Annotated in this window: 22 protein-coding genes and 1 pseudogene; all 23 read right to left on the bottom strand. The window is 64.0% G+C overall.

Features of this window, described 5'->3' with window-relative positions:
* Positions 1-161, bottom strand: a 161-nt coding sequence (locus tag FJ424_RS29150) for a type II toxin-antitoxin system RelE/ParE family toxin (RefSeq protein ID WP_140786389.1), incomplete at its 3' end; no start/stop codon positions are given.
* Positions 158-400 (bottom strand): CopG family ribbon-helix-helix protein, encoded by a 243-nt coding sequence (locus FJ424_RS29145; RefSeq protein WP_176476948.1) that lies wholly within the window; start codon positions 398-400, stop codon positions 158-160. The genes FJ424_RS29150 and FJ424_RS29145, both read right to left, overlap by 4 nt.
* Complete coding sequence (locus tag FJ424_RS33730) at positions 369-740, bottom strand: hypothetical protein (protein ID WP_181182105.1); 372 nt, start codon at positions 738-740, stop codon at positions 369-371. Before FJ424_RS33730 ends, FJ424_RS29145 begins: the two co-directional genes overlap by 32 nt.
* A gap of 29 nt (positions 741-769) precedes the next feature.
* Positions 770-1,293, bottom strand: a pseudogene (locus tag FJ424_RS29135) (GNAT family N-acetyltransferase).
* Positions 1,294-1,296: 3 nt separating this feature from the next.
* On the bottom strand, positions 1,297-1,596 hold the full coding sequence (locus tag FJ424_RS29130) for a DUF1778 domain-containing protein (protein ID WP_140656219.1): 300 nt from the start codon (positions 1,594-1,596) through the stop codon (positions 1,297-1,299).
* 59 nt (positions 1,597-1,655) lie between these two features.
* Positions 1,656-2,366: a tRNA (guanine(46)-N(7))-methyltransferase TrmB gene (locus FJ424_RS29125; protein ID WP_140656215.1), complete on the bottom strand. Its 711-nt coding sequence runs from the start codon at positions 2,364-2,366 to the stop codon at positions 1,656-1,658.
* Complete coding sequence (gene metK / locus FJ424_RS29120; RefSeq protein ID WP_140645344.1) at positions 2,363-3,628, bottom strand: methionine adenosyltransferase; 1,266 nt, start codon at positions 3,626-3,628, stop codon at positions 2,363-2,365. Before metK ends, FJ424_RS29125 begins: the two co-directional genes overlap by 4 nt.
* A 164-nt stretch (positions 3,629-3,792) precedes the next feature.
* Positions 3,793-4,215 carry a helix-turn-helix transcriptional regulator gene (locus tag FJ424_RS29115; protein ID WP_140656212.1) on the bottom strand — a complete coding sequence of 141 codons (423 nt, stop codon included), beginning with the start codon at positions 4,213-4,215 and terminating at the stop codon, positions 3,793-3,795.
* A 140-nt stretch (positions 4,216-4,355) separates the two neighbouring features.
* Positions 4,356-5,945 carry an apolipoprotein N-acyltransferase gene (gene lnt / locus FJ424_RS29110; RefSeq protein ID WP_140656209.1) on the bottom strand — a complete coding sequence of 530 codons (1,590 nt, stop codon included), beginning with the start codon at positions 5,943-5,945 and terminating at the stop codon, positions 4,356-4,358.
* A 176-nt stretch (positions 5,946-6,121) separates the two neighbouring features.
* Positions 6,122-6,592, bottom strand: coding sequence for a VOC family protein (locus FJ424_RS29105; RefSeq protein WP_140656206.1), 471 nt, complete (start codon positions 6,590-6,592; stop codon positions 6,122-6,124).
* 12 nt (positions 6,593-6,604) lie between these two features.
* On the bottom strand, positions 6,605-7,681 hold the full coding sequence (locus tag FJ424_RS29100) for a hemolysin family protein (protein ID WP_140656203.1): 1,077 nt from the start codon (positions 7,679-7,681) through the stop codon (positions 6,605-6,607).
* 27 nt (positions 7,682-7,708) lie between these two features.
* Positions 7,709-8,206 (bottom strand): rRNA maturation RNase YbeY, encoded by a 498-nt coding sequence (ybeY, locus tag FJ424_RS29095; RefSeq protein WP_140656201.1) that lies wholly within the window; start codon positions 8,204-8,206, stop codon positions 7,709-7,711.
* An 11-nt stretch (positions 8,207-8,217) separates the two neighbouring features.
* A complete protein-coding gene (locus FJ424_RS29090) occupies positions 8,218-9,210 on the bottom strand; it encodes a PhoH family protein (protein ID WP_226892268.1) in 993 nt (330 codons plus the stop codon).
* 83 nt (positions 9,211-9,293) lie between these two features.
* Positions 9,294-10,703, bottom strand: a complete 1,410-nt coding sequence (gene miaB / locus FJ424_RS29085; RefSeq protein WP_140656198.1) for a tRNA (N6-isopentenyl adenosine(37)-C2)-methylthiotransferase MiaB — start codon at positions 10,701-10,703, stop codon at positions 9,294-9,296.
* Positions 10,704-10,810: 107 nt separating this feature from the next.
* Positions 10,811-11,611, bottom strand: coding sequence for a lysophospholipid acyltransferase family protein (locus FJ424_RS29080; RefSeq protein WP_140656196.1), 801 nt, complete (start codon positions 11,609-11,611; stop codon positions 10,811-10,813).
* A 27-nt stretch (positions 11,612-11,638) separates the two neighbouring features.
* The gene (locus FJ424_RS29075; RefSeq protein WP_140645353.1) at positions 11,639-12,133 is read right to left on the bottom strand and encodes an N-acetyltransferase; all 495 of its coding nucleotides are present in this window, start codon (positions 12,131-12,133) and stop codon (positions 11,639-11,641) included.
* Complete coding sequence (tsaB, locus tag FJ424_RS29070; protein ID WP_140656193.1) at positions 12,133-12,822, bottom strand: tRNA (adenosine(37)-N6)-threonylcarbamoyltransferase complex dimerization subunit type 1 TsaB; 690 nt, start codon at positions 12,820-12,822, stop codon at positions 12,133-12,135. Before tsaB ends, FJ424_RS29075 begins: the two co-directional genes overlap by 1 nt.
* Positions 12,823-12,958: 136 nt before the next feature.
* The gene (locus tag FJ424_RS29065) at positions 12,959-14,074 is read right to left on the bottom strand and encodes a DUF1513 domain-containing protein (RefSeq protein ID WP_140656190.1); all 1,116 of its coding nucleotides are present in this window, start codon (positions 14,072-14,074) and stop codon (positions 12,959-12,961) included.
* A 3-nt stretch (positions 14,075-14,077) separates the two neighbouring features.
* Positions 14,078-15,157 carry an imelysin family protein gene (locus FJ424_RS29060; RefSeq protein WP_140656187.1) on the bottom strand — a complete coding sequence of 360 codons (1,080 nt, stop codon included), beginning with the start codon at positions 15,155-15,157 and terminating at the stop codon, positions 14,078-14,080.
* Complete coding sequence (locus tag FJ424_RS29055) at positions 15,157-16,761, bottom strand: di-heme oxidoredictase family protein (protein ID WP_140656184.1); 1,605 nt, start codon at positions 16,759-16,761, stop codon at positions 15,157-15,159. Before FJ424_RS29055 ends, FJ424_RS29060 begins: the two co-directional genes overlap by 1 nt.
* A gap of 12 nt (positions 16,762-16,773) precedes the next feature.
* Positions 16,774-17,259: a bacterioferritin gene (gene bfr, locus FJ424_RS29050; RefSeq protein WP_140645358.1), complete on the bottom strand. Its 486-nt coding sequence runs from the start codon at positions 17,257-17,259 to the stop codon at positions 16,774-16,776.
* A complete protein-coding gene (locus tag FJ424_RS29045) occupies positions 17,225-17,536 on the bottom strand; it encodes a (2Fe-2S)-binding protein (protein WP_140645359.1) in 312 nt (103 codons plus the stop codon). The genes bfr and FJ424_RS29045 overlap by 35 nt, the downstream gene beginning before the upstream one ends.
* Positions 17,537-17,595: 59 nt before the next feature.
* Positions 17,596-18,885, bottom strand: coding sequence for an imelysin family protein (locus tag FJ424_RS29040; RefSeq protein ID WP_140656181.1), 1,290 nt, complete (start codon positions 18,883-18,885; stop codon positions 17,596-17,598).
* Between the last annotated feature and the right edge of the window lie 283 nt (positions 18,886-19,168).

Genomic DNA, 19,168 nt, shown 5'->3' with positions numbered 1-19,168 from the left:
CGCCCGACCCGCCCCATGGCGGGTTGCTCGGCGAGATTGTCCGCGGAGGAAACGATGCGGGCAACAACCCTCGCCGCGGCTGTTGGATTGTCCTTTTCGATGAAAGCGCCAATCTGGTCGAGACGGCGCACGGCGCGCTGGGTCCAGCGGATCCGCTTCATCGTTCGGACTTGACGTATTTCGCTATGACGCCGGCCAAATCCTTCTCACTTGCAAATTCTCCTCGATCGGCTTCATCAAGGCCGGCCTCGATCTCGGCAAGCTGCCATTCTTCCCTGGCGACATAGTCTTCGATCGCTTGAGCAGCGACGTAGGAACGGGAGCGATCCACCTTTTCGGCCAATTGGTCGAGCTTGGCCACGGTCTCATCAGGAAGCCGCACGGTAAAGGCACTCATCATCCTGTCTCCATTCTGGTTCACTCTGAATGTGATGGAACCAAAATGGTTCGTCAAGAACCCGCCTGGACTGCCTGCGTTGCGCGCCGCGCATGGCGGCCATGCAGCCCTTTGTGAACCGACTGTCGTCACCATCTAGGTTGCAGTGCAAAAGAAAGGACGCGCGGTGGCGCGTGAAGCTGATCATATGGACCGTGGATTGTTTTTCGTCATCGGCGATTTCTTCAACACATTCGGCAGCGCGGCAACGGCGGCGCGAGCCGTCGAGGCCGAGCGCAAGCCGCGCCGCAGCGCCCTGAAGAAGCTCGGCATCGATCCGGCCGCTTTCGATCGGATAGGCCACTTCTAGCCTCATAAACGGAAGCCCGACCGTCAACATCTCGCTGAATGGCGGTGGGCGTCCACCAGCGACGCGGCGATTGCCGCGATCGAACGAAATAAGGTGAGCGGATCGTCTCTCGTCGGGAGAAATCCCCCGCGCTGCCAGAACTGCGCCGCTTCCACATCGACTGCAATGATCATCAGCGCACGCCCTCCGATCAGTTCCGCCGCCTGAACGCAGCGCTGAAGGGCATGCTTTACCAAGCCGGTGCCGATGCCGCGCCCAGCCCAACCGGTATCGGTCGCAAGCTGGCCGAGGAGCAGGCACGGCACCGGGTCGGGCGGTTGCCCGTGCGGACTGACCGGGGCAGGATCGAAGGCACGACGGCCGTCGGCGCCAAACCGTAATATCCAATCACGCGGCCGGCTTCGTGGACGACGAGAACGGCCGTGAAGCCCTTCTCCTGATTGGAAAACGCGTGAGTTTTCAGCCAGTGATCAAGCGCAGGCTTCCCACAGGAGAATCCGGACACGCCGTGAGCTGCCGTAAGCGGTTCGGGCGCCGATAAGACCACCAGTCAGCGCTTCGTCGTATAACCAGCTTCCCAAGGCGCTGACCGCTTTGCCAATTCCACCATGTCGGGGACCGGCGCGGCCGGGGCCGACAGAACCTCCATGAACTCCGCGAACCCTTCCGGGCTCATGCGGACAGGACGGTTATCCATCAGCACATCCTCGGCCGCGCGCACGGCGGCATCGCGCACGAAATCCGTGCGGGACCGGCCGCGCGGAGTGGCGGCACGATCGATCATCGCCACGTCCGCTTCCGGCAGGCGCATCGAGATCGGATATTCCTTGCGTTCAACCGAGGCGGCCATAGCTGCCTCCTGCCTGCAATGCAGCGATCTGTAGCGCTATGTGCAATACAGATCGCCGATTACTTCCGGATGAACGTCAGATAGGCGGGTCGCCGCCCCTCGCGGATGGCCTTGGCCTCATAGCGCGTGCCGGGCCAACCTTCATAGGGCCGGTGCCAATCGGCGGCATCCCGCACCTGCCATTCAAAGGTGCCGCTGGCGCGGCAGGCAAGCAGCGTCCAGTTCACATAGCTGTCGATGTCGGAGGCGAAGCGGAACCTGCCGCCCGCTTTCAGCACCCGGGCGAAGCGGCCGAGATTGGCGGCGCCGACGAAGCGTCGCTTCCAATGCTTCTTCTTGGGCCATGGATCGGGATAGAGCAGATCGATGCCGTCGAGCGAGGCTTCCGGTAGCCAGTCGAGCAGGCGCGTGGCGTCGTCGTCATAGACTCTCAGATTGGCAAGCGGCGTCTTGCCAAGCGCCGTCATCATCTTGGCCATGCCGTTGACGAAGGGTTCGACGCCGATGAAGCCGGTTGCCGGCGCTTCCGCGGCGCGATGCAACAGATGCTCACCGCCGCCGAAGCCGATTTCCAGCTGGAGCGCCGAAACCTGTGCCTTGAACAAGGTCCTGAGATCAGCCGGCGCTTGCGCCGTCAGGTCGACCCGGTATTCGCGCAGGCCGCCTTCGAGGGCGATCGCCTGCTGCGGGCGTATAGTCTTGCCGTGCCGGCGACCGAAGAAGCCTTCGGTCGCCCGGCTCGGCCTGTCCTTTGCGTCCGCTGGCGTCAGGCGGCGACGGCGTCCTTGAGCGCCTTGGCGAGATCGGTCTTTTCCCAGGAGAAGGAGCCGTCGCGACCGGCCTTGCGGCCGAAATGGCCGTAGGACGAGGTTTTTGCATAGATCGGCTTGTTGAGGTCGAGATGACGGCGGATGCCCGACGGCGACAGGTCCATGACCTTGCGCAGCGCATCCTCGAGCTTCGATTCGTCCACCTTGCCGGTGCCGTGCAGGTCGACATAGACCGACAGCGGCTGGGCGACGCCGATGGCGTAGGAGAGCTGGATGGTGCAGCGGTCGGCAAGCTTGGCCGCCACCACGTTCTTGGCAAGGTAGCGCGCCGCATAGGCGGCCGAGCGGTCGACCTTGGTGGTGTCCTTGCCCGAGAAGGCGCCGCCGCCATGGGGCGCCGCGCCACCATAGGTGTCGACGATGATCTTGCGGCCGGTGAGGCCGGCATCGCCGTCAGGCCCGCCGATGACGAACTTGCCGGTCGGGTTGATGTACCAGTTGCAGTCCTCGGCGATCTTCAGGTCGCCAAGCGCCTCGCGGATATAGGGCTCGACCACCTTGCGGACCTTCTTGGAGTCCCAGCTCGTATCGAGATGCTGGGTGGAGAGCACGATCTGCGTGACTTCCGCCGCCTTGCCGTCGGCATAGCGCACGGTGACCTGGCTCTTGGCGTCCGGGCCGAGCTTGCCCGCCTCGCCATTGCCTTCATGGCGTGCCGCCGCCAGCAGTTCGAGAATCTTGTGGCTGTAATAGATCGGCGCCGGCATGAGGTCGGGCGTCTCGCGGCAGGCGTAGCCGAACATGATGCCCTGGTCGCCCGCGCCTTCCTCGCCCTGGCGGTCGGCGGCATTGTCGACGCCCTGGCCGATGTCGGGCGACTGGCCATGCAGCAGCACGTCGATCTTGGCGGTCTTCCAGTGGAAGCCGGATTGCTCGTAGCCGATCTCGCGGATCGCCTTGCGGGCAACCGACTTGAACTTGGCCGGGTTGACCACAGGGTGGCCGGATGCATCCTTGAGGACGTTGCCCGCCTTGTCCTTCTTCAAAAGCGTGTCGGGGACGCGGACCTCGCCGGCGATGACGACGCGGTTGGTGGTGGCCAGTGTCTCGCAGGCGACGCGCACCTTCCACGGATCCATGCCCGTCTTCTTGGCTTCGCGATAGACCAGATCGACGATCTCGTCCGAGATGCGGTCACAAACTTTGTCGGGATGACCCTCGGAGACGGATTCCGAGGTGAAGAGATAATTCTGCCGCGTCACGGGTGTCCCCTCTTGAAAAAAGATCGGCAGGCTGCCGATTTTGGCGCGCCACGTGTTAGCGGTGCCGGGCGCCGCTCGTCAAGCGGCGCGACGGATCTGGCATGAATGTAGGTAAGGCCGGCTATGCCACCGGCGGCAGAGCGCCGCCGGTGGCATAGATAAAATCAATCGGCGTCTTCCGCGGAGAGCGCCTTGACCAGATCGATGATCCGGCGGCGCACCTTGACGTCGCCGATCTTGACGAAAGCCCGGTTGAGCTGAAGCCCCTCGGGACTGCCGCAGAATTCGATGGCGAACGCCATCGAGGAGTCTTCCGCAAATCCTCGATTGCCGGCGCCGGCCTCCTCGCCCGGGGCATCCTCGAAGAAGAAGGCGACAGGAACGCTCAGGATGGAGGCGATCGCCTGCAGACGGCTGGCGCCAACCCTGTTCGTGCCCTTTTCGTACTTCTGGATCTGCTGAAAGGTGATGCCGAGATTTTCACCCAGCTTTTCCTGGCTCATTCCAAGCATATTGCGACGCAGCCGGATGCGACTCCCGACATGGATGTCGATCGGATTCGGCTTCTTCTTGTTCTCTTCTGTCATTTTTTCCTCGCCGAATTTTTCCGGCTTTTTCTATTTTGTTCCGCCCATATGAAGCCGGAGCCACCTGCCCCAACAGAACCCTCCAACCGACTTCGAGAAAATTTTAGGCGTTACAGTATGAGTTTCTAATGTGCCGACTGTCAATTCACCCGTAGCCGCTGCCTTACATTCAATGTGAGGGCAATCAGCGCTAACAGCAACATGATCAGCAATCCGTTAATGCGCCGCTGTTTCGCAGACAGGAGGGCGCGCCCAGAAACCGGCACATGCGCGTCGATGGCGCCGCGCGCGTCGACGGCAAGCGCGTCGACAATGCGCCCGCGCGAATCGACGACTGCGGAGATGCCGTTGTTGGCCGCGCGCAGCAGCGGCAATCCATTCTCCACTGCCCGAATCTGCGCCTGCCTGAAGTGCTGATACGGGCCTGGCGTGTCGCCAAACCAGGCGTCGTTGGTGACGTTCACGATTACGTCAGATGACGCAGAGTCGGCGGCGACGAGATCGGGAAAGATAACCTCGTAGCAGATGAACGGCGCGGCACGCAGGCCGCCCGGCACGGCGATCGGATGGCGCTCGTTGCCGGCGGCGAAATTCATCGGTCCGGCGACGAGCTGGCCTATGCCGAAGCGTTCGAACAGGTCGGCGAAGGGCAGATATTCGCCGAAGGGCACCAGATGCACCTTGTCGACGGCATCGACGATCTCGCCCTTGTCGTTGATCGCCACCACGGAATTGTAATAACGGCTGCCGGCATTCGCCGATCCGCCCTCCTCGCGCACGACACCGGCAATCAGCATCTGGCCGTCGGCCAGCATGTCGCCCAGTGCCGTCAGCGCGTCCGGACGCTCGGTGAAGAGAAACGGCACCGATGTCTCCGGCCACAGAATGAGCTGGGGCTTGGCGTGACTTTCTTCGGGTGCTTTCCCCGATATCCCCAGCAAAGTCGCGAAGATGCGGTCGCGCACCGAGGCGTCCCACTTTTCGCTGAGGTCGACCGCGGGCTGGACGATGCGGACGTCGATGGATCGTGTCGCCGGCTCGGCGGGCATGGCGAGCCTGAAATAGCCGAAGCCGACATGGGCGGCGGCGAGGACGACGAACAGGGCAACGCCCAGCCTCAGATGCCGGCGCGCCGCGACCAGCGCCGGCAGCGAAAACAGGAAGACCGCGAGCGCGTTCATGCCGATCATGCCGGTCACCGACACGCTCTGCATCAGAAGCGGCACCGGCATCGCCGCGTAGCCGACGGCGTTCCAGGGAAAGCCGGTGAAGAGGAAGTCGCGCAACCATTCGGCAAGGCCGAACCCGAAGGCAAGGGCGGCGATGCGGCCGATATCGCTGCTCCAGAACAGCCGCGCCACCACGGTGGCAAAGCCGTAGAAAAAGGCCAGCGCGAAGGGGATGCCGACGACAGCGAAGGGCAAGGCCCAGGCGAAATTGTCGGCCTCGACCAGCAAGGCCTGGCCGATCCACCAGAGACCGGCGAGGAAGTAGCCGAAGCCGAACCACCAGCCTGTTGCGAAAGCCGGCCGCAGGCGCCGGAACCAGCCATCGGAAGCCTCGCCGGTGGCGCCGTCGAGCAGCCAGATGAGGACCGGGAACGAAACGAAGCAGACGGCGAAGAAATCGTAAGGCGCCTGGGCAAGCACCGCCAGCGCTCCGGCGGCAAACGCCACCAGCGCCCGCCGCCACCCCCACAGCAGAATTATCCGGCCGGCAAAGCGCTGCATCCAGCTTCCCAAGTCGCGCGAATCAGGGAGCTAGAGGTTTAACAGGCTGGGCCCGGCGTTCCAAACCCAGATAAGCGCGGCCTGACACACGGTCGCGCTATCGCGGGAATCCCGCCATAGCCCTTTGTTTAGCCGCATTTCCGCAACGCCAAGCGGTTCCGCTTGGTTGCAAAAGCTCAGCGGTGCCAGCCCTGGATGCGCAGGCCACTCAGTCGCTCAGCCTCGTCCTTGGGGACAACGCGCACGGTGCGGGTGAATGTCCAGACATGACCTTCGAGGTCACGAGCGCGGTATTGGCGCTCGCCGTAGAAATGGTCGGCGGGCTCCTCGACGATCTGCGCGCCCGCCGCGCGCGCTTGCTCGCAATGCGCGTCGATATCTTGCTGCAGGCGCACATAGACGGCCTGCGTGTTCTTGCCGCCGACGGAGGCCGGGCTGGCGATATGCTCATCCCATTCGGAATCGACGATGATATAGCCGTCGCCAAAACGCATTTCGGCATGCACCAGCCGACCCTCGGCATCGCTCACCAGCATGCTCGGCTCGAAGCCGAAGGCCGCCTGCAGCCAGATCAATGCCGCGCGTGGATCCTTGTAGAAAACACCCGAACCCAGAACCGCGTGCTTGAACGGATCGTCTATCGCCATCGGACCGCGATATCAGGCCTGTTCGGTGCGGGCCGCGCGGCGGCGCTGGCGCTCGCCCTTCTGGCTCTGCACGATGCGCACGCGCTTGACGCGGCGCGGGTCGGCGTCGAGCACGTGGAACTCGAAGCCGGGAATGGCCTGCACGACTTCGCCCCTGGCCGGGACGCGGCCGAGCGTGTTGAAGATCATGCCGCCGATCGTGTCGACATATTCGCCATGCTCGCCGGCGGCGAAATCCTCGCCGATCATCTTGGCGACCTCGTCGATCTCGGCCTTGCCGTCGACGACGAAGACGCCGTCGCCGGTCTGCGTGACCATCGGCTCGTCATCGTCATGCTCGTCCTCGATGTCGCCGACCACCATCTCGACGATATCCTCCAGCGAGGCGAGACCGTCGGTGCCGCCATACTCGTCGATGACCAGCGCCATCTGCGTGCGGTTCGTCTGCATGCGCCCCATCAGGTCGGAGGCAAGCATGGAGGGTGGCACGAACAGCACCGGGCGGATCAGGCTGAGATCGCCGATGGTACGCGCAAGGTCGACCTGGGCAAGGTCGAGCGCGGTCGACGCCGGCGTCTTCGCTCTGCTGCGGCCCTTCTTGACGCGAGCGAGCTTGGTGATGTGGGCGAGCACGTCGCGGATGTGGACCATGCCACGCGGATCGTCCAGCGTCTCGGAATACACCGGCATGCGCGAATGGCCGGACTGCTCGAACAGGCCGAGCAGATCGCCAAGCGTCGTGTTGATCTCGACCGCCTCGATATCGGCGCGCGGCACCATGACATCCTCGACCCGGACTTCGCGCAGGCGAAGGATGTTGTTGAGCATGGCGCGTTCGCCGGGCGAGAAGGCGCCGGCATCGGTCGCCGTTTCCGCGAGCGCGCCGGCAATCTCTTCGCGCAGGCTGGTGCCGTTGCGGTGCCGGAACAGGCCGAGCACGCGGTCGAAGAGCGAAGGACCGGCATGCGTCGGCTCTGCGGCCGCGCTGCCGGCGGGAATACTCGGACTGGAGCCCTCTTCCGTCTTTTCGGAAGGCTTGGCAGCACTGCCGGCGTCCGGACGGGCGGCAGTTTCTGGTGTGTCGTTCATCGCCATCGGGTCAATTGAGCTTTTTTGTTACGCGTAGGGATCGGGAATGGCAAGCCTCGCAAGCGCCGCGCGCTCGATCGCTTCCATCTCCTCCGCCTCGGCGTCGGTCTCGTGATCATGGCCCAAAAGATGCAGCAGGCCATGGATAACGAGATGGGTGATATGGTTTTCAATCGGCTTGTCTTCCAGAGCGGCCTCGCGCGCCACCGTCTCGGAAGCCAGCACGATGTCGCCCAGCATCGGCGGCAGCTTGCCGCCTTTCGGAAAGGAAAAAGCCGGGAAAGACAGGACGTTGGTGGGCTTGTCCTTGCCGCGCCACTCGGCATTGAGCGTCCGGATATGGGCGTCGTCGGAAAAGACGACGCTGAGCTCGGAGGCGCCGCCCGCGTCGGTTTCGGCAAAAGCGGCTGCAACGGCGCGATCGACGAGACGCGTCAGTTCGGCTTCCGCGGGCCAAGCGCCTGCCTCGACGAAAATATCGATATCGACCGGCGCTTCGCCGCCAAATTCCGGCTTCTGAGCCATAGGGCCTATGGTCAGCTTTCGGCGCCCAAGCCTCGCGCCAGCTTGCCGTCGCGGTCATAGGCCTTGACGATCTCGGCGACCAGCGGGTGGCGCACCACATCGCCCTCGTTGAAGCGGACGGTGACGATGCCGGGCACGCCGTCGAGGACGCGCAGCGCCTCGACCAGACCCGACTTGGTGTTGGGCGGAAGGTCGATCTGGGTCGGATCGCCGGTGACGATCATGCGGGAGTTCTCGCCGAGACGGGTCAGGAACATCTTCATCTGCATCGGCGTGGTGTTCTGCGCCTCGTCGAGGATCACCGCCGCATGCGCCAGCGTGCGGCCGCGCATGAAGGCCAAGGGCGCGATCTCGATCACTTCGGCGGCGATCGCCCGCTCGACCTTGTCGGCCGGCATCATGTCGTAGAGCGCGTCGTAGAGAGGCCTGAGATACGGGTCCACCTTCTCCTTCATGTCGCCGGGCAGGAAGCCCAGCCGCTCGCCGGCCTCGACGGCCGGACGCGACAGGATGATGCGCTCGACCATGCCGCGTTCCAGCAGCATCGCCGCATGCGCCACCGCCAGATAGGTCTTGCCGGTGCCGGCGGGACCGATGCCGAACACCATTTCGGAGCGTTCAAGCGCCCGCATATAGGCATCCTGATTGAGCGAGCGGGCATAGATCGTCTTCTTGCGCGTCGCGATCTGGGCGGCCGAAACCTTGCCCTTGCGCTCCATCGTCGGCAGGGTCAGCTGGTCGTCGGCGGCAATCGCCATGCGCACGGCGCCGTCGACATCCGACTGGCCAATGTCGACGCCCTTCTGCAGGATGCCGTAGAGGGTGTCCAGCGCGCGGCGCGCCTGTTCGGCGGCGGCGGCGGAGCCCTTGATCGTCAGCTGATTGCCGCGCGAGCGGATGTCGACGCCGAGCTTCTGCTCGAGCCGGGCGAGGTTCTCATCGAACTGGCCGTAAAGGGCGCTGGCTAGCTTGTTGTTGTCGAAGGTCAGTACGATGTGCGCCATGTCGGAAGCCCCGGACGCCTGGTTCTGGGGCGGATTCTTCAGTTCAGCAGCGCTCAACCGTCTCTCCTCATCTGCCGAGGTCGTCAGACCAATTCGGCGAACAGGCTGTTGTAGCCCGTCCTTGTGATTCGTACGTCGATAATGTCACCGATTCCGCCGGCCTTGTCGTCAACAATAACCGGCTGCAGCCACGGTGAACGGCCTACTTTCTGGCCGGCCTGTCGGCCAGGCTTCTCGATCAGCGTGCCGATGGTCTTGCCGACCAGGCTCGAGCCGAAATCCTGCTGCTGCCTCAAAAGTAGGGCCTGCAGCCGCTGTAGCCGCTCGTCCTTGACCGCCTCGGCCACGTGGTCGCTCATCTCAGCGCCCGGCGTGCCGGGGCGAGGCGAATATTTGAACGAGAAAGCCGAGGCATAGTTCACTTCGCGCACCAACTGCAGCGTCGCTTCGAAGTCAGCATCGGTCTCGCCGGGGAAACCGACGATGAAGTCGCCGGACATGGCGATGTCGGTTCGGGCGGCGCGGATGCGCTCGATAAGCGCGAGATAGTCGCGCGCCGTATGCCTACGGTTCATCGCCTTGAGAATGCGATCCGAGCCGGACTGCACCGGCAGATGCAGATAGGGCATCAGCGCCGGCAGATCGCGATGCGCGGCGATCAGTTCGTCGTCCATGTCGCGCGGATGGCTGGTGGTGTAGCGCAGTCGCGCCAGGCCGGGGATTTCCGCCAGGCGGAACAGCAGGCGGCCGAGCCCCCATTCCTTGCCATTTTCGCCGACACCATGCCAGGCGTTGACGTTCTGGCCGAGCAGCGTCACCTCGCGCACGCCGGCCTCGGCCAGACGCTCGGCCTCGGCGACGATCTGCGCCACCGGCCGCGAAACCTCGGAGCCGCGCGTATAAGGCACGACGCAGAAGGTGCAGAACTTGTCGCACCCCTCCTGCACCGTCAGGAAGGCGGTGACGCCGCGCTTTGCCAATTCGGCGCGCTTGGGCTGCGGTAGATGCTCGAACTTGTCCTCGATGGCGTATTCGGTCTCGACGATCTTTTCGCCGCCGCGGACCCGCGCCAGCACATCCAGCAGCCGGTGATAGGTCTGCGGGCCGATGACCAGATCGACCGCCGGCGCACGGCGGATGATCTCGGCGCCTTCGGCCTGCGCCACGCAGCCGGCGACGCCGATCAAGAGCTCGCGGCCGGCCACGGCGCGTTCGGCTTTCATGTCGCGGATGCGGCCAAGCTCGGAATAGACCTTTTCCGCCGCCTTTTCGCGGATATGGCATGTGTTGAGCAGCACCAGATCGGCGTCTTCGACGGCGTCGGTGGCGACATAGCCGTCGGCGGCCAGCGCATCGGTCATGCGCTGGGAATCGTAGACATTCATCTGGCAGCCATAGGTCTTGACGAAGACCTTTTTCGCCGTGCGGACAGTGCCGGGCGAGTGCTCGGCCGCAGTGCCGATGCCGTGGCTTTCAATCGTGTTCAATTCCATCGGGCGGCTTCTAGCGCCTTTCCGTGACAAAAAACAGACGATTCTGCCCGCGGCGCGTCGCGCCGCCTTGTTCCAAAATCGCTACAGGCCCTTGGGCGACATACCAATCAGCGGCTCTTTGCCGGGTCGGCGAGGATGGCCTGCATCATCTCGCGCACCTTGGCTTCCATCAACCTTGCCGTCTCCTTGCGGTTCGAACCCTTGGAGAACGGCACCGGCTCGCCGAAATGCACCTCGGCATCGATCGCCCCTTCGGCAAGCAAGGTTTTCAGGTGCGGCATCAGATCCTGGTCGCCGATCCAGGCGGTCATCGGCCGATGGCGGCGCCCCATGGGCATGCCGTGCAGTCGCGTGTAGGCGATCGCCACGGGCTGGATGAAGACCTGTTCGGCCGCCCCTTCCGAAATCGCCATGGAGGCCGCGCCGAACAGCGTGCTCTTGAACGGCAGCACGAGGTTGCCGTCGCCGGTCGAGCCTTCGGCGAACAGCACCATGGCATCGCCCTTGGCCATGCGCCTGGCAATCTGGCTTGCTTGGTCGCCGGAAGTGCGCTTGCGCTCGCGCTCGATGTAGACGGTGCGCTGCAGCTTGGACAGCATGCCGATCAGCGGCCAGCCCTTCATGTCGGCCCGGGCGATGAATTTCACATCGACGAAGGAGCCGAGCACCATGATGTCGGTCCAGGAAATGTGGTTGGCCGCGACAAGCAGCGGACGTTCCCTGGCCAGCGCGCCCTTAACATGCACCCGCATGCCGAGCGCCCGCAGGATCATGCTGTGCCAGATTTTGAGAATGAAGGTTTCGGGCCACAGCCCCGTCTTCATCGACAGCATCTGCAGCGGCACCAGCACCAGCGAACAGACGACGACATAGGCGAGCGCCAGGAAAATCCGCAATTTCTTGATCATTCGCTCCGGCCCTATCGCGCGGACTGGCTAGCGAAGATCGCGGCGCATGACAAGCGCGCCGGTCGGGCCGTGCTCGGTCGAGCGATAATAGTTCGGCCGATGGCCGACCTGGCGGAAGCCGAGCCTGCGGTAAAGCCCGATCGCCGGCGTGTTGGTCTCGTCGACCTCGAGGAAGAGCGCCGCGGCGCGCTGCGTATGCAATTCGCGCAGCACCGCGTCCATCAATTGCCAGCCGAGCCCCTGGCGGCGATGCGTGCGGGCGACGGCCAAGGTCAGGATCTCGCCCTCGCCGGCCGCCAGCCGCGCGAGCACGAAGCCGACCGGCGGCTTGGAGCCTTGGCCGGTCTCACGCGCGGCATAGCCGAAGACCGTGTCCTGCTCGAGAAGTGCTGCGAATTCGCCGTCGGTCCAGGGCCGCACGAAATCCTCGCGATGCAGCACCGAAACAGCGGCGCTGTCGGCGACCGTCAACGGTTCCAGCGCATAGTCCCTGCGGCGCGGCTGAAAGAACGGTATGCGCATCAGGAATCGTTTCCCCTGTCCTGCCTTGGCAGAATGAAACCCGCCTGCGGCTTGGCGTCGGCGCCGCGCAGATAAAGCGGTTTGGGCTTTTCGCCCGGTTCCCTGGCCGAGGCCAGCCTGGCATAGGTCGCGATGTCGGCTGTGGCGGCAACCGGACCAGTTTCGAAGGCACGACCCGCCGCCTTGGCAATCTGCGGCGCGGCGGTCCCGACCAGGACCGCGTCGGCGCCGATGGCCATGGTCACTGCATCGGAAAGCGCAGCTACGGAAGGTCCGTAAGTCTCGACTAACGCTTTATCATAGAGCGCCGCATGGATTTCCTCGCGGCCGGCATCGAGCGCGGCAAGCACCGCGCGCCCGGGAAACGCATTCGCAGCCTCCGCCGCCAGGGCTTCCAGCGTCGTCACGCCGATCGCCGGGATTTTCAGCGCCAGCGCCAGGCCGCGCGCTGCCGATACGCCGACGCGCAGGCCGGTGAAGGAGCCCGGTCCGATCGAGACGGCAACAGCGTTGAGGTCAGGGTAACCGACCCCGCCGGCTTGCAGGGCTGTCTCGATGACGGCCATCAGATGCTCCGCATGCCCCTTGCCGAGGTCGCGCACCTCACGGCCAAGCTCCTTCCCCGCGCCTGCATCATAGACGCAGGCAGCGCAGAGACTGGCGGCGCAGTCGATGGCGAGCAGCTTCATATAGGCAACTTCATATGGCCATTAATCAACTGGATCGAAACACAATTCCCTCTGCCCGGCATAGGCCGCCGCCGCAAGAGCCAGGGCGGAGAAATGTTAAGCGGCTTTGCTTTCCGGCAGCGCCAGGACCTTGTTGTCAGGCGGAGACCGCGATGCGCAGCATGTGGTTGTCCCAGACATAGTCCGGCTCGGAACGAGTCGAGCCGGTGCCGCCAACGATCTCGCCGGCGCCGGTCGTTGCCATGAAGCCAGCGCCGTCGGGCGCGAGGCCGCAGACCTCGACCAGCGATCTGGTCGCGACCACGCGTCCGCTGGCGGCGTCGAGGACGGCCAGCGAATTGCCTTCCGGCGAAGTGATGGCGACCGTACCTGTGGCGGCATTGGCGGCGACCGAACCGATATAATTGCGGAAGCCGGAGAGCACATCCTGCGGCATCTCCAAGAGCTCGAGGTCCTTGCCGCGCGCGGCGCGGCCGACCAGCGCGGGGCGGTCGGTCGCCGGCCCGCGATATTGGCAGCCGAACCAGACGGTGCCCGCCTGGTCGCGATCCATGTGGCGGATCGACAGCTGATGCAGCGCCGGCGGCAATTCATGTTTTTCGATGAGGTCGCCGGTGACGCGGTCGACCAGCGTATAGGACGGCTTCATCGTCGCGATGTTGAGCTCGGCCCGGCCATAGTCGGGATGGGTTTCGATGCCGCCATTGGCGATGGCTAAAGTGCGGCCATCGCCGAGCAGGAGCAGCTCATGCGGTCCCATGCCATAGGTCGGGAATTCGCCGATGCGATTGAATTTCTCCCGCGCATCGTAGACACCGACGACACCTGCCGCATTGTCGAAATCGTTCTCGGTCGCATAGAGCAAGGCGCCGTCGGGCGAGAACACGCCATGGCCGAAGAAATGCCGGCCGGCGATGCTGGCGATGGTCAAGGGCTTGTCGCGGCCGGCTTGGTCGAAGACAACCGCGAAGGTGCCGGGCTGACGGGCGAAGACCACCGAACGCTTCGACACCGGATCGAAGGCGACGTCATGGCCGCGATCGGGCAGATCGACCGTATGCAGGATTTTTCCCGCCTCGGAGAGCACGGCGGCGCCGAAGCTGCCGTCACGCTTGACGAAGGCCGTGGCAAACACCGCGTCCGCGGCAAGCGTGTCGGCCCAGGCACGCGGCGCCATGGCGGCGGCAAAGCCCGCGCCCGCGGCCCGCAGGAAATCGCGGCGATCGATGAGCTTTGTACCTGTCCACGCCATCGATCAGTCTCCGTCCAGCGACGAGAAGCCGGCGGTCAGGCCGAACTCGGCGGTCATCCTGGTGCCGATCAAGGTCGACAGGCTCGAGGTTATCAGCGCGAAATGCTCGAGCTTGCCGCGCAGCGCGGGGTCCGCGAGCGCCTTGTCGATCGGACCGGCGATCGACTTCGCCGTCGCCACGCCGTTGCTGAGCTGGATGTGGATGGATTCGGCCATCCATTGCGCATCGGCTGGCAGCGCGTCGCCGAGCTTGGAAGCCTGGAACAGTTGGTCGATGCCGGACAGGTTTGCGGCCAGCGAAGCCGTCGTGTTCCGCGAGCGCCAGTAGATCGCCTGCTTCGGCTTGTCGGCATCGGGCCTGGCGCCGAGAAAACCTTTCAGCCGCACGTCGCGGATCATGTCCAGCTCGTTGATAAAGACACCGACCAGTTCCGTCACCGCTTCGTTGCCGTCTCGGTAGAGCGGGTTCTTCGGTCCTGGGTTGGCCCAGAGCGACGCAAAGCCATCGGGCTTTTGCCAGGCATCGCGTACCTCGCCGGCCATCGCTTCGACATTGCCGGCAACCGCCTCACCATAGGCGCAGCGGTAAGGATCGTCTTTCCCGACAAGCGTTTCGGCGCCGTCGCCGTAAAGCACATATTCGAGTGCGCCGAGGCCCTGCATGGCGACACTCTTTTGTGCCAGTTGCGCCGGATTGGTGGCTGACGGATCCTTGGACGCCAGCGTGGCCTGCACTTGCCTCAGGCCGATGCTCTTGCGGTCCGGCCAATAAAGCATGCGCTCCAGCCGGTTGTTCTCCTTGATCGGCCCGAAGGCGATGATCTCGGCCACCGACCAGGCCTCCACCGTGCCTGAAAACGCCGCGCGCGCCGCTTCGAGATTCTTTTCGGACGGCGTTTCGCAGAGCTGGTGCATCGCCTTGGTCAGGCCCGCCGCATGCTCGTCGAGGCTGGAATAGGCCGGGCGGACGAAACCATCGATCGCGCGGCCGATGACATCGGAAGCCTTGACCGCGGCCGATGCCGGCAGGGAGATCGCCAGGAAAAGCGGAAGGGCAAGGGCGGCGGCCAGGCGTTTCGACATCAAAGCGACTCCAGGAATTTAATCAGCGCGTCACGATCGGCCGCGGCGGCCCCGGCAAAGCGACCGCGCGCCTTCTGGCTTTCGCCGCCATGCCACAGGATCGCCTCGGCAAGCGTGCGGGCGCGGCCGTCATGCAGATAGAAGCTGTTGCCGTTGACTGTCGCGGTGAGCCCAATACCCCAGAGCGGCGGGGTGCGCCACTCGCTGCCGCTCGCTTCGCCTACCCGTTGCCCGTCGGCAAGGCCCTCGCCCATGTCGTGCAGCAGGAAGTCGGAATAAGGCCAGATCAGTTGGAAGGCCTGCGCCTTGTTGGGTGTGCCGCGCATGGTGACGAATTTCGGCGCGTGGCAGGAGATGCAGCCCATTTCGTAGAACTGCTTCTTGCCGGCGAGCACGTCAGGTTTGTCGAGATCGCGCCGCGCCGGCACGGCCAGATTCTGCGAATAGAAGGTGACGAGGTCCATGACAGGGGGCGGCGCCTCGGCCGTGCCGAGGCGTTGCTGCACGCCGCTCGGCATGGCAAGGCAATCCGTCTGCGCCTTGGTGCAATCGCCCCAATGCTTCGGCATTTCCGGCGTGGAGATGCCGATATCGCCGGCAAAGGCATCGGCCGCCTGCTGGCGGATCGAGGCGGTCTGCGCCTTCCAGCCGAAGCGGCCCATGGTCACCGCGCCGCTCAGTTCGTCGCGCACGATGTTCGGCCGGCCCGAAATGCCGTCGCCGTCGCGGTCATCCGCATCGGCATGGGCGAGAATATCGGCCGGCGCGATCTGCTCGATCAGGCCCAGCCCGATCATCGGCGGCGTCAGCCGAGGCGAGAGCGTGGTGCGCGGATCGAGTGGGCCGTAACCGAGATTTTCGACGGAATAGCTTGGCTTGCGCAGCGCAACAATGGCGCCGTCGCCGAGCGTCACTTTTTGCTCCTGGTAATCGACGCGTATCCGGCCTTCGCCTTTGAGGCCCGGAACCGCAAGATCCTGCAGTTGCGCGCCATAGATGGAGTCGGGAAAGTTCAGCACCTTGTGGTCGGCAAGCGCGGCCTTTTCCTCGGCGCTGGCGGCGTCGCGCGCCAGCCGCAGGAACATAGACGTCGATCCGGCATCGCCTTCCGGCGGACGGCCGCGCCCGTCCTTCAAATGGCAATTCTGGCAGGCGCGCTCGTTGAACAGCGGGCCGAGCCCGTCCGAAGCCTGGGTCGAGGATGGCGACGACACCCAGTTCTTGCGGAACAGCGCGTTGCCGAGCTTGAAGCTGCCCTCTTCCTCAAAGGTGATGTTGGCGGAGGATTGCGAAAAGGCATCGCGGTTGACGTCCTTCCGCGACGTGCCGGCGCCGCCCTGCATCAGCTCGAACGGTTCGGGCCTGGTAAAGTCGGTCGTTGGCCTGGTGACTGCCAGAACCCGCGCCTGATCCTTCGGCGTCAGGTCGGTGCGGCTCGTCGGGAGAGCGGCTGGCTCACCGGCCATGGCGGGCGCGGAAAGCATGACCGCCAGCAAAAGCGACGCCCCGCTGCCGATCCGGTATCGTGGGGTCTTCCGAAGCGGCAGGCCGTCGATTGCTGCCCGCAGCGCGCGGCGCGAAAAATGATCTACGGGGCGCCGCATTCCCGCATGTCCTTACTCCGCCTCGTTGGCCGAGTCGGCGTTGAGCTGGCCGTACTTTTCCTCGCCGATCGAGGCAAGCAGGTCGAGCTGCGTTTCCAGGAAGTCGATATGTCCTTCCTCGTCGGTCAAAAGGTCCTCGAACAGCTTCATCGAGACGAAATCGCCTTCCTCGTGGCAGATCTCGCGCGAGCGTTTGTAAGCGGTGCGCGCGTCATATTCGCCGGCCAGATCGGATTCGAGCACTTCCTTGACGTTCTGGCCGATGCGCAACGGCGCGACGGACTGCAGATTGGGATGGCCTTCGAGGAAGATGATGCGCGCGATCAGCCTGTCGGCGTGATGCATTTCCTCGATCGATTCCGCCCGCTCCTTCTTTGCCAGCTTGGTGTAGCCCCAATCCTCGAGCAGACGATAATGCACCCAGTACTGGTTGACGGCTCCAAGCTCCAGAAACAGAGCTTCATTAAGCCGCCCGATGACCTGCGGTTCGCCTTTCATGGGGTCTGCTCCCGTATTGAACGCGCAAGCCTCTCACGCGGTCCAGGTGTGAAACGATATCCACGCCGCCCACCTCTGAGCGGGCGTGGTAGTTCTCGGTGACCCGAATGATCGTTTCCACCACATTTGGGAAACAGCCGCAACAGCGACCGCGCTTGCGCATCGCATGATAGACCTTCGCGGGCACGATCAGCTGCCAGGGATCCTCATCCAGCAGGCCGACGATCGTCTGCTCGATCTCCTTCTCGGTGATGATGTTGCAATGGCAGATCAGCATTCACTTGCTCTGGCTGACGGCGCCGGCCACGGCGCCGCTTGGCTGGGATGTGTCTAGTCCTACTTGAACACCTTGTCGGGGGCGTCCAGGCTGTCGGAGCCCTCGAAGGCGATCTGGTTCAGCTTGAGCGAGCCGACGGCGCGTTCGATCGACTTGGTCTGGTCGATCAAGGCGTCGATTGCCGCCTGGACGGTAGCGTTGCCTTCGGTGTTGCCCTCGGCGATCTGCTGGTCATAGGCCTCGCCGGCCAGCGCGCGTGCCTGGATGGCTTCCATCTTGGCGACGGTGGTGTCGAGCTTGCCCGACAGTTCCTTGTCGATCGCCGGATCGGCGGCCTTCACCATGTCGGACACCGACGGACCCGAAACCACGGAGCCGTCGAGCCGCTTGTAGCTGGCACGGTAGGCGTCGCGGATGCCGACCGCGTCATAGAGATGCGAGATGTAGGTGTTGTCGGAGAAGCAGTCGTGCTCCTCTTCCGGATCGTGCAGCAAAAGGCCGAGCTTCATGCGCTCGCCGGCCAGCTCGCCATAGGAGAGCGAGCCCATGCCGGTGAAGATGGTGGAGATGCCGGCATTCGCATCGCCGTCGGTCAGGTTCTTGCGCGCGGCGCCGTCCTCCTTCCAGTTGCCGACCATTTCCTGCAGGTCGGACACCAGAAGATCGCTCGCCGACTTCAGATATTCGGCGCGACGGTCGCAATTGCCGCCCGTGCAGTTCTTGAGATCGTAGTCGGTAAAGGGCCGCTCGCCGGCGCCCGGGCCTGTGCCGTGCAGGTCCTGGCCCCAGAGCAGGAATTCGATGGCATGATAGCCGGTCGCGACATTGGCCTCGACGCCGCCGGCCTCCTGCAGCGTGCCCGAAAGGAACTCCGGCGTCAACTTCGAGGCGTCGACCTTCTTGCCGTTGATCTCGATTTCCTTGTTGGCGATGACGTTGGCCGTATAGAGCGCGTTTTCGTCGGACTCGGTGCCATAGCTCTTGGCGACATAGTCGATCAGGCCCTCATCCAGCGGCCACGAATTCACCTTGCCTTCCCAGTCGTCGACGATCTTGTTGCCGAAGCGGTAGACCTCGGTCTGCTGGTAGGGAATGCGCGCGGCCTTCCAGGCTTCGCGCGCGGCGTTCAACATGTCGGCCGAGGGGCTGGCGATGAGTGCGTCCACCGTCTTGTCCAGCGCCTGCGCCGTGGTCAGCGAATCCTCGTATTTGGCCAGTGCGATGTCGGCATAGGTCTTGATCACCGCCTTCGCGTCGGTCTCGGCCTTCGCCGGCAACACGAAAACCGCCGCCGTCAGTGCAGCCGTGGCGCAGATCGCAGCCAGCCTGCCGCCATTACGTGCCGTCATTATCCTTCTCCAGTTCCTTGGAAATTCAACAATAGGCGCATGTGTCCACCCGCGCCGAGGCATGAGCATGCCCGGAAAAATGGTGGCCGCGCCGATGCGCGGTTCGCGATAAAAAGACACCCACTTGCCTCCAATCGAAAGGGTTCAAGGCCCAGCCATCAAAGGGATGCGCTTCGCGCGCAGCTCTCCATAAAGCGATGGAGAGGCCGGGAGTCAACTGGCGCGGCAGAAAAAATTCAATTGAAACAATAGTTTAGAATTATTCTAAACTAGGATTATCAAC

The organism is Mesorhizobium sp. B3-1-8 (assembly GCF_006439495.1).
In the GTDB taxonomy this organism is placed as follows: domain Bacteria; phylum Pseudomonadota; class Alphaproteobacteria; order Rhizobiales; family Rhizobiaceae; genus Mesorhizobium.
The sequence above is the reverse complement of the archived record's forward strand: the minus strand, read 5'-3'. Positions and strand labels throughout refer to the sequence as shown.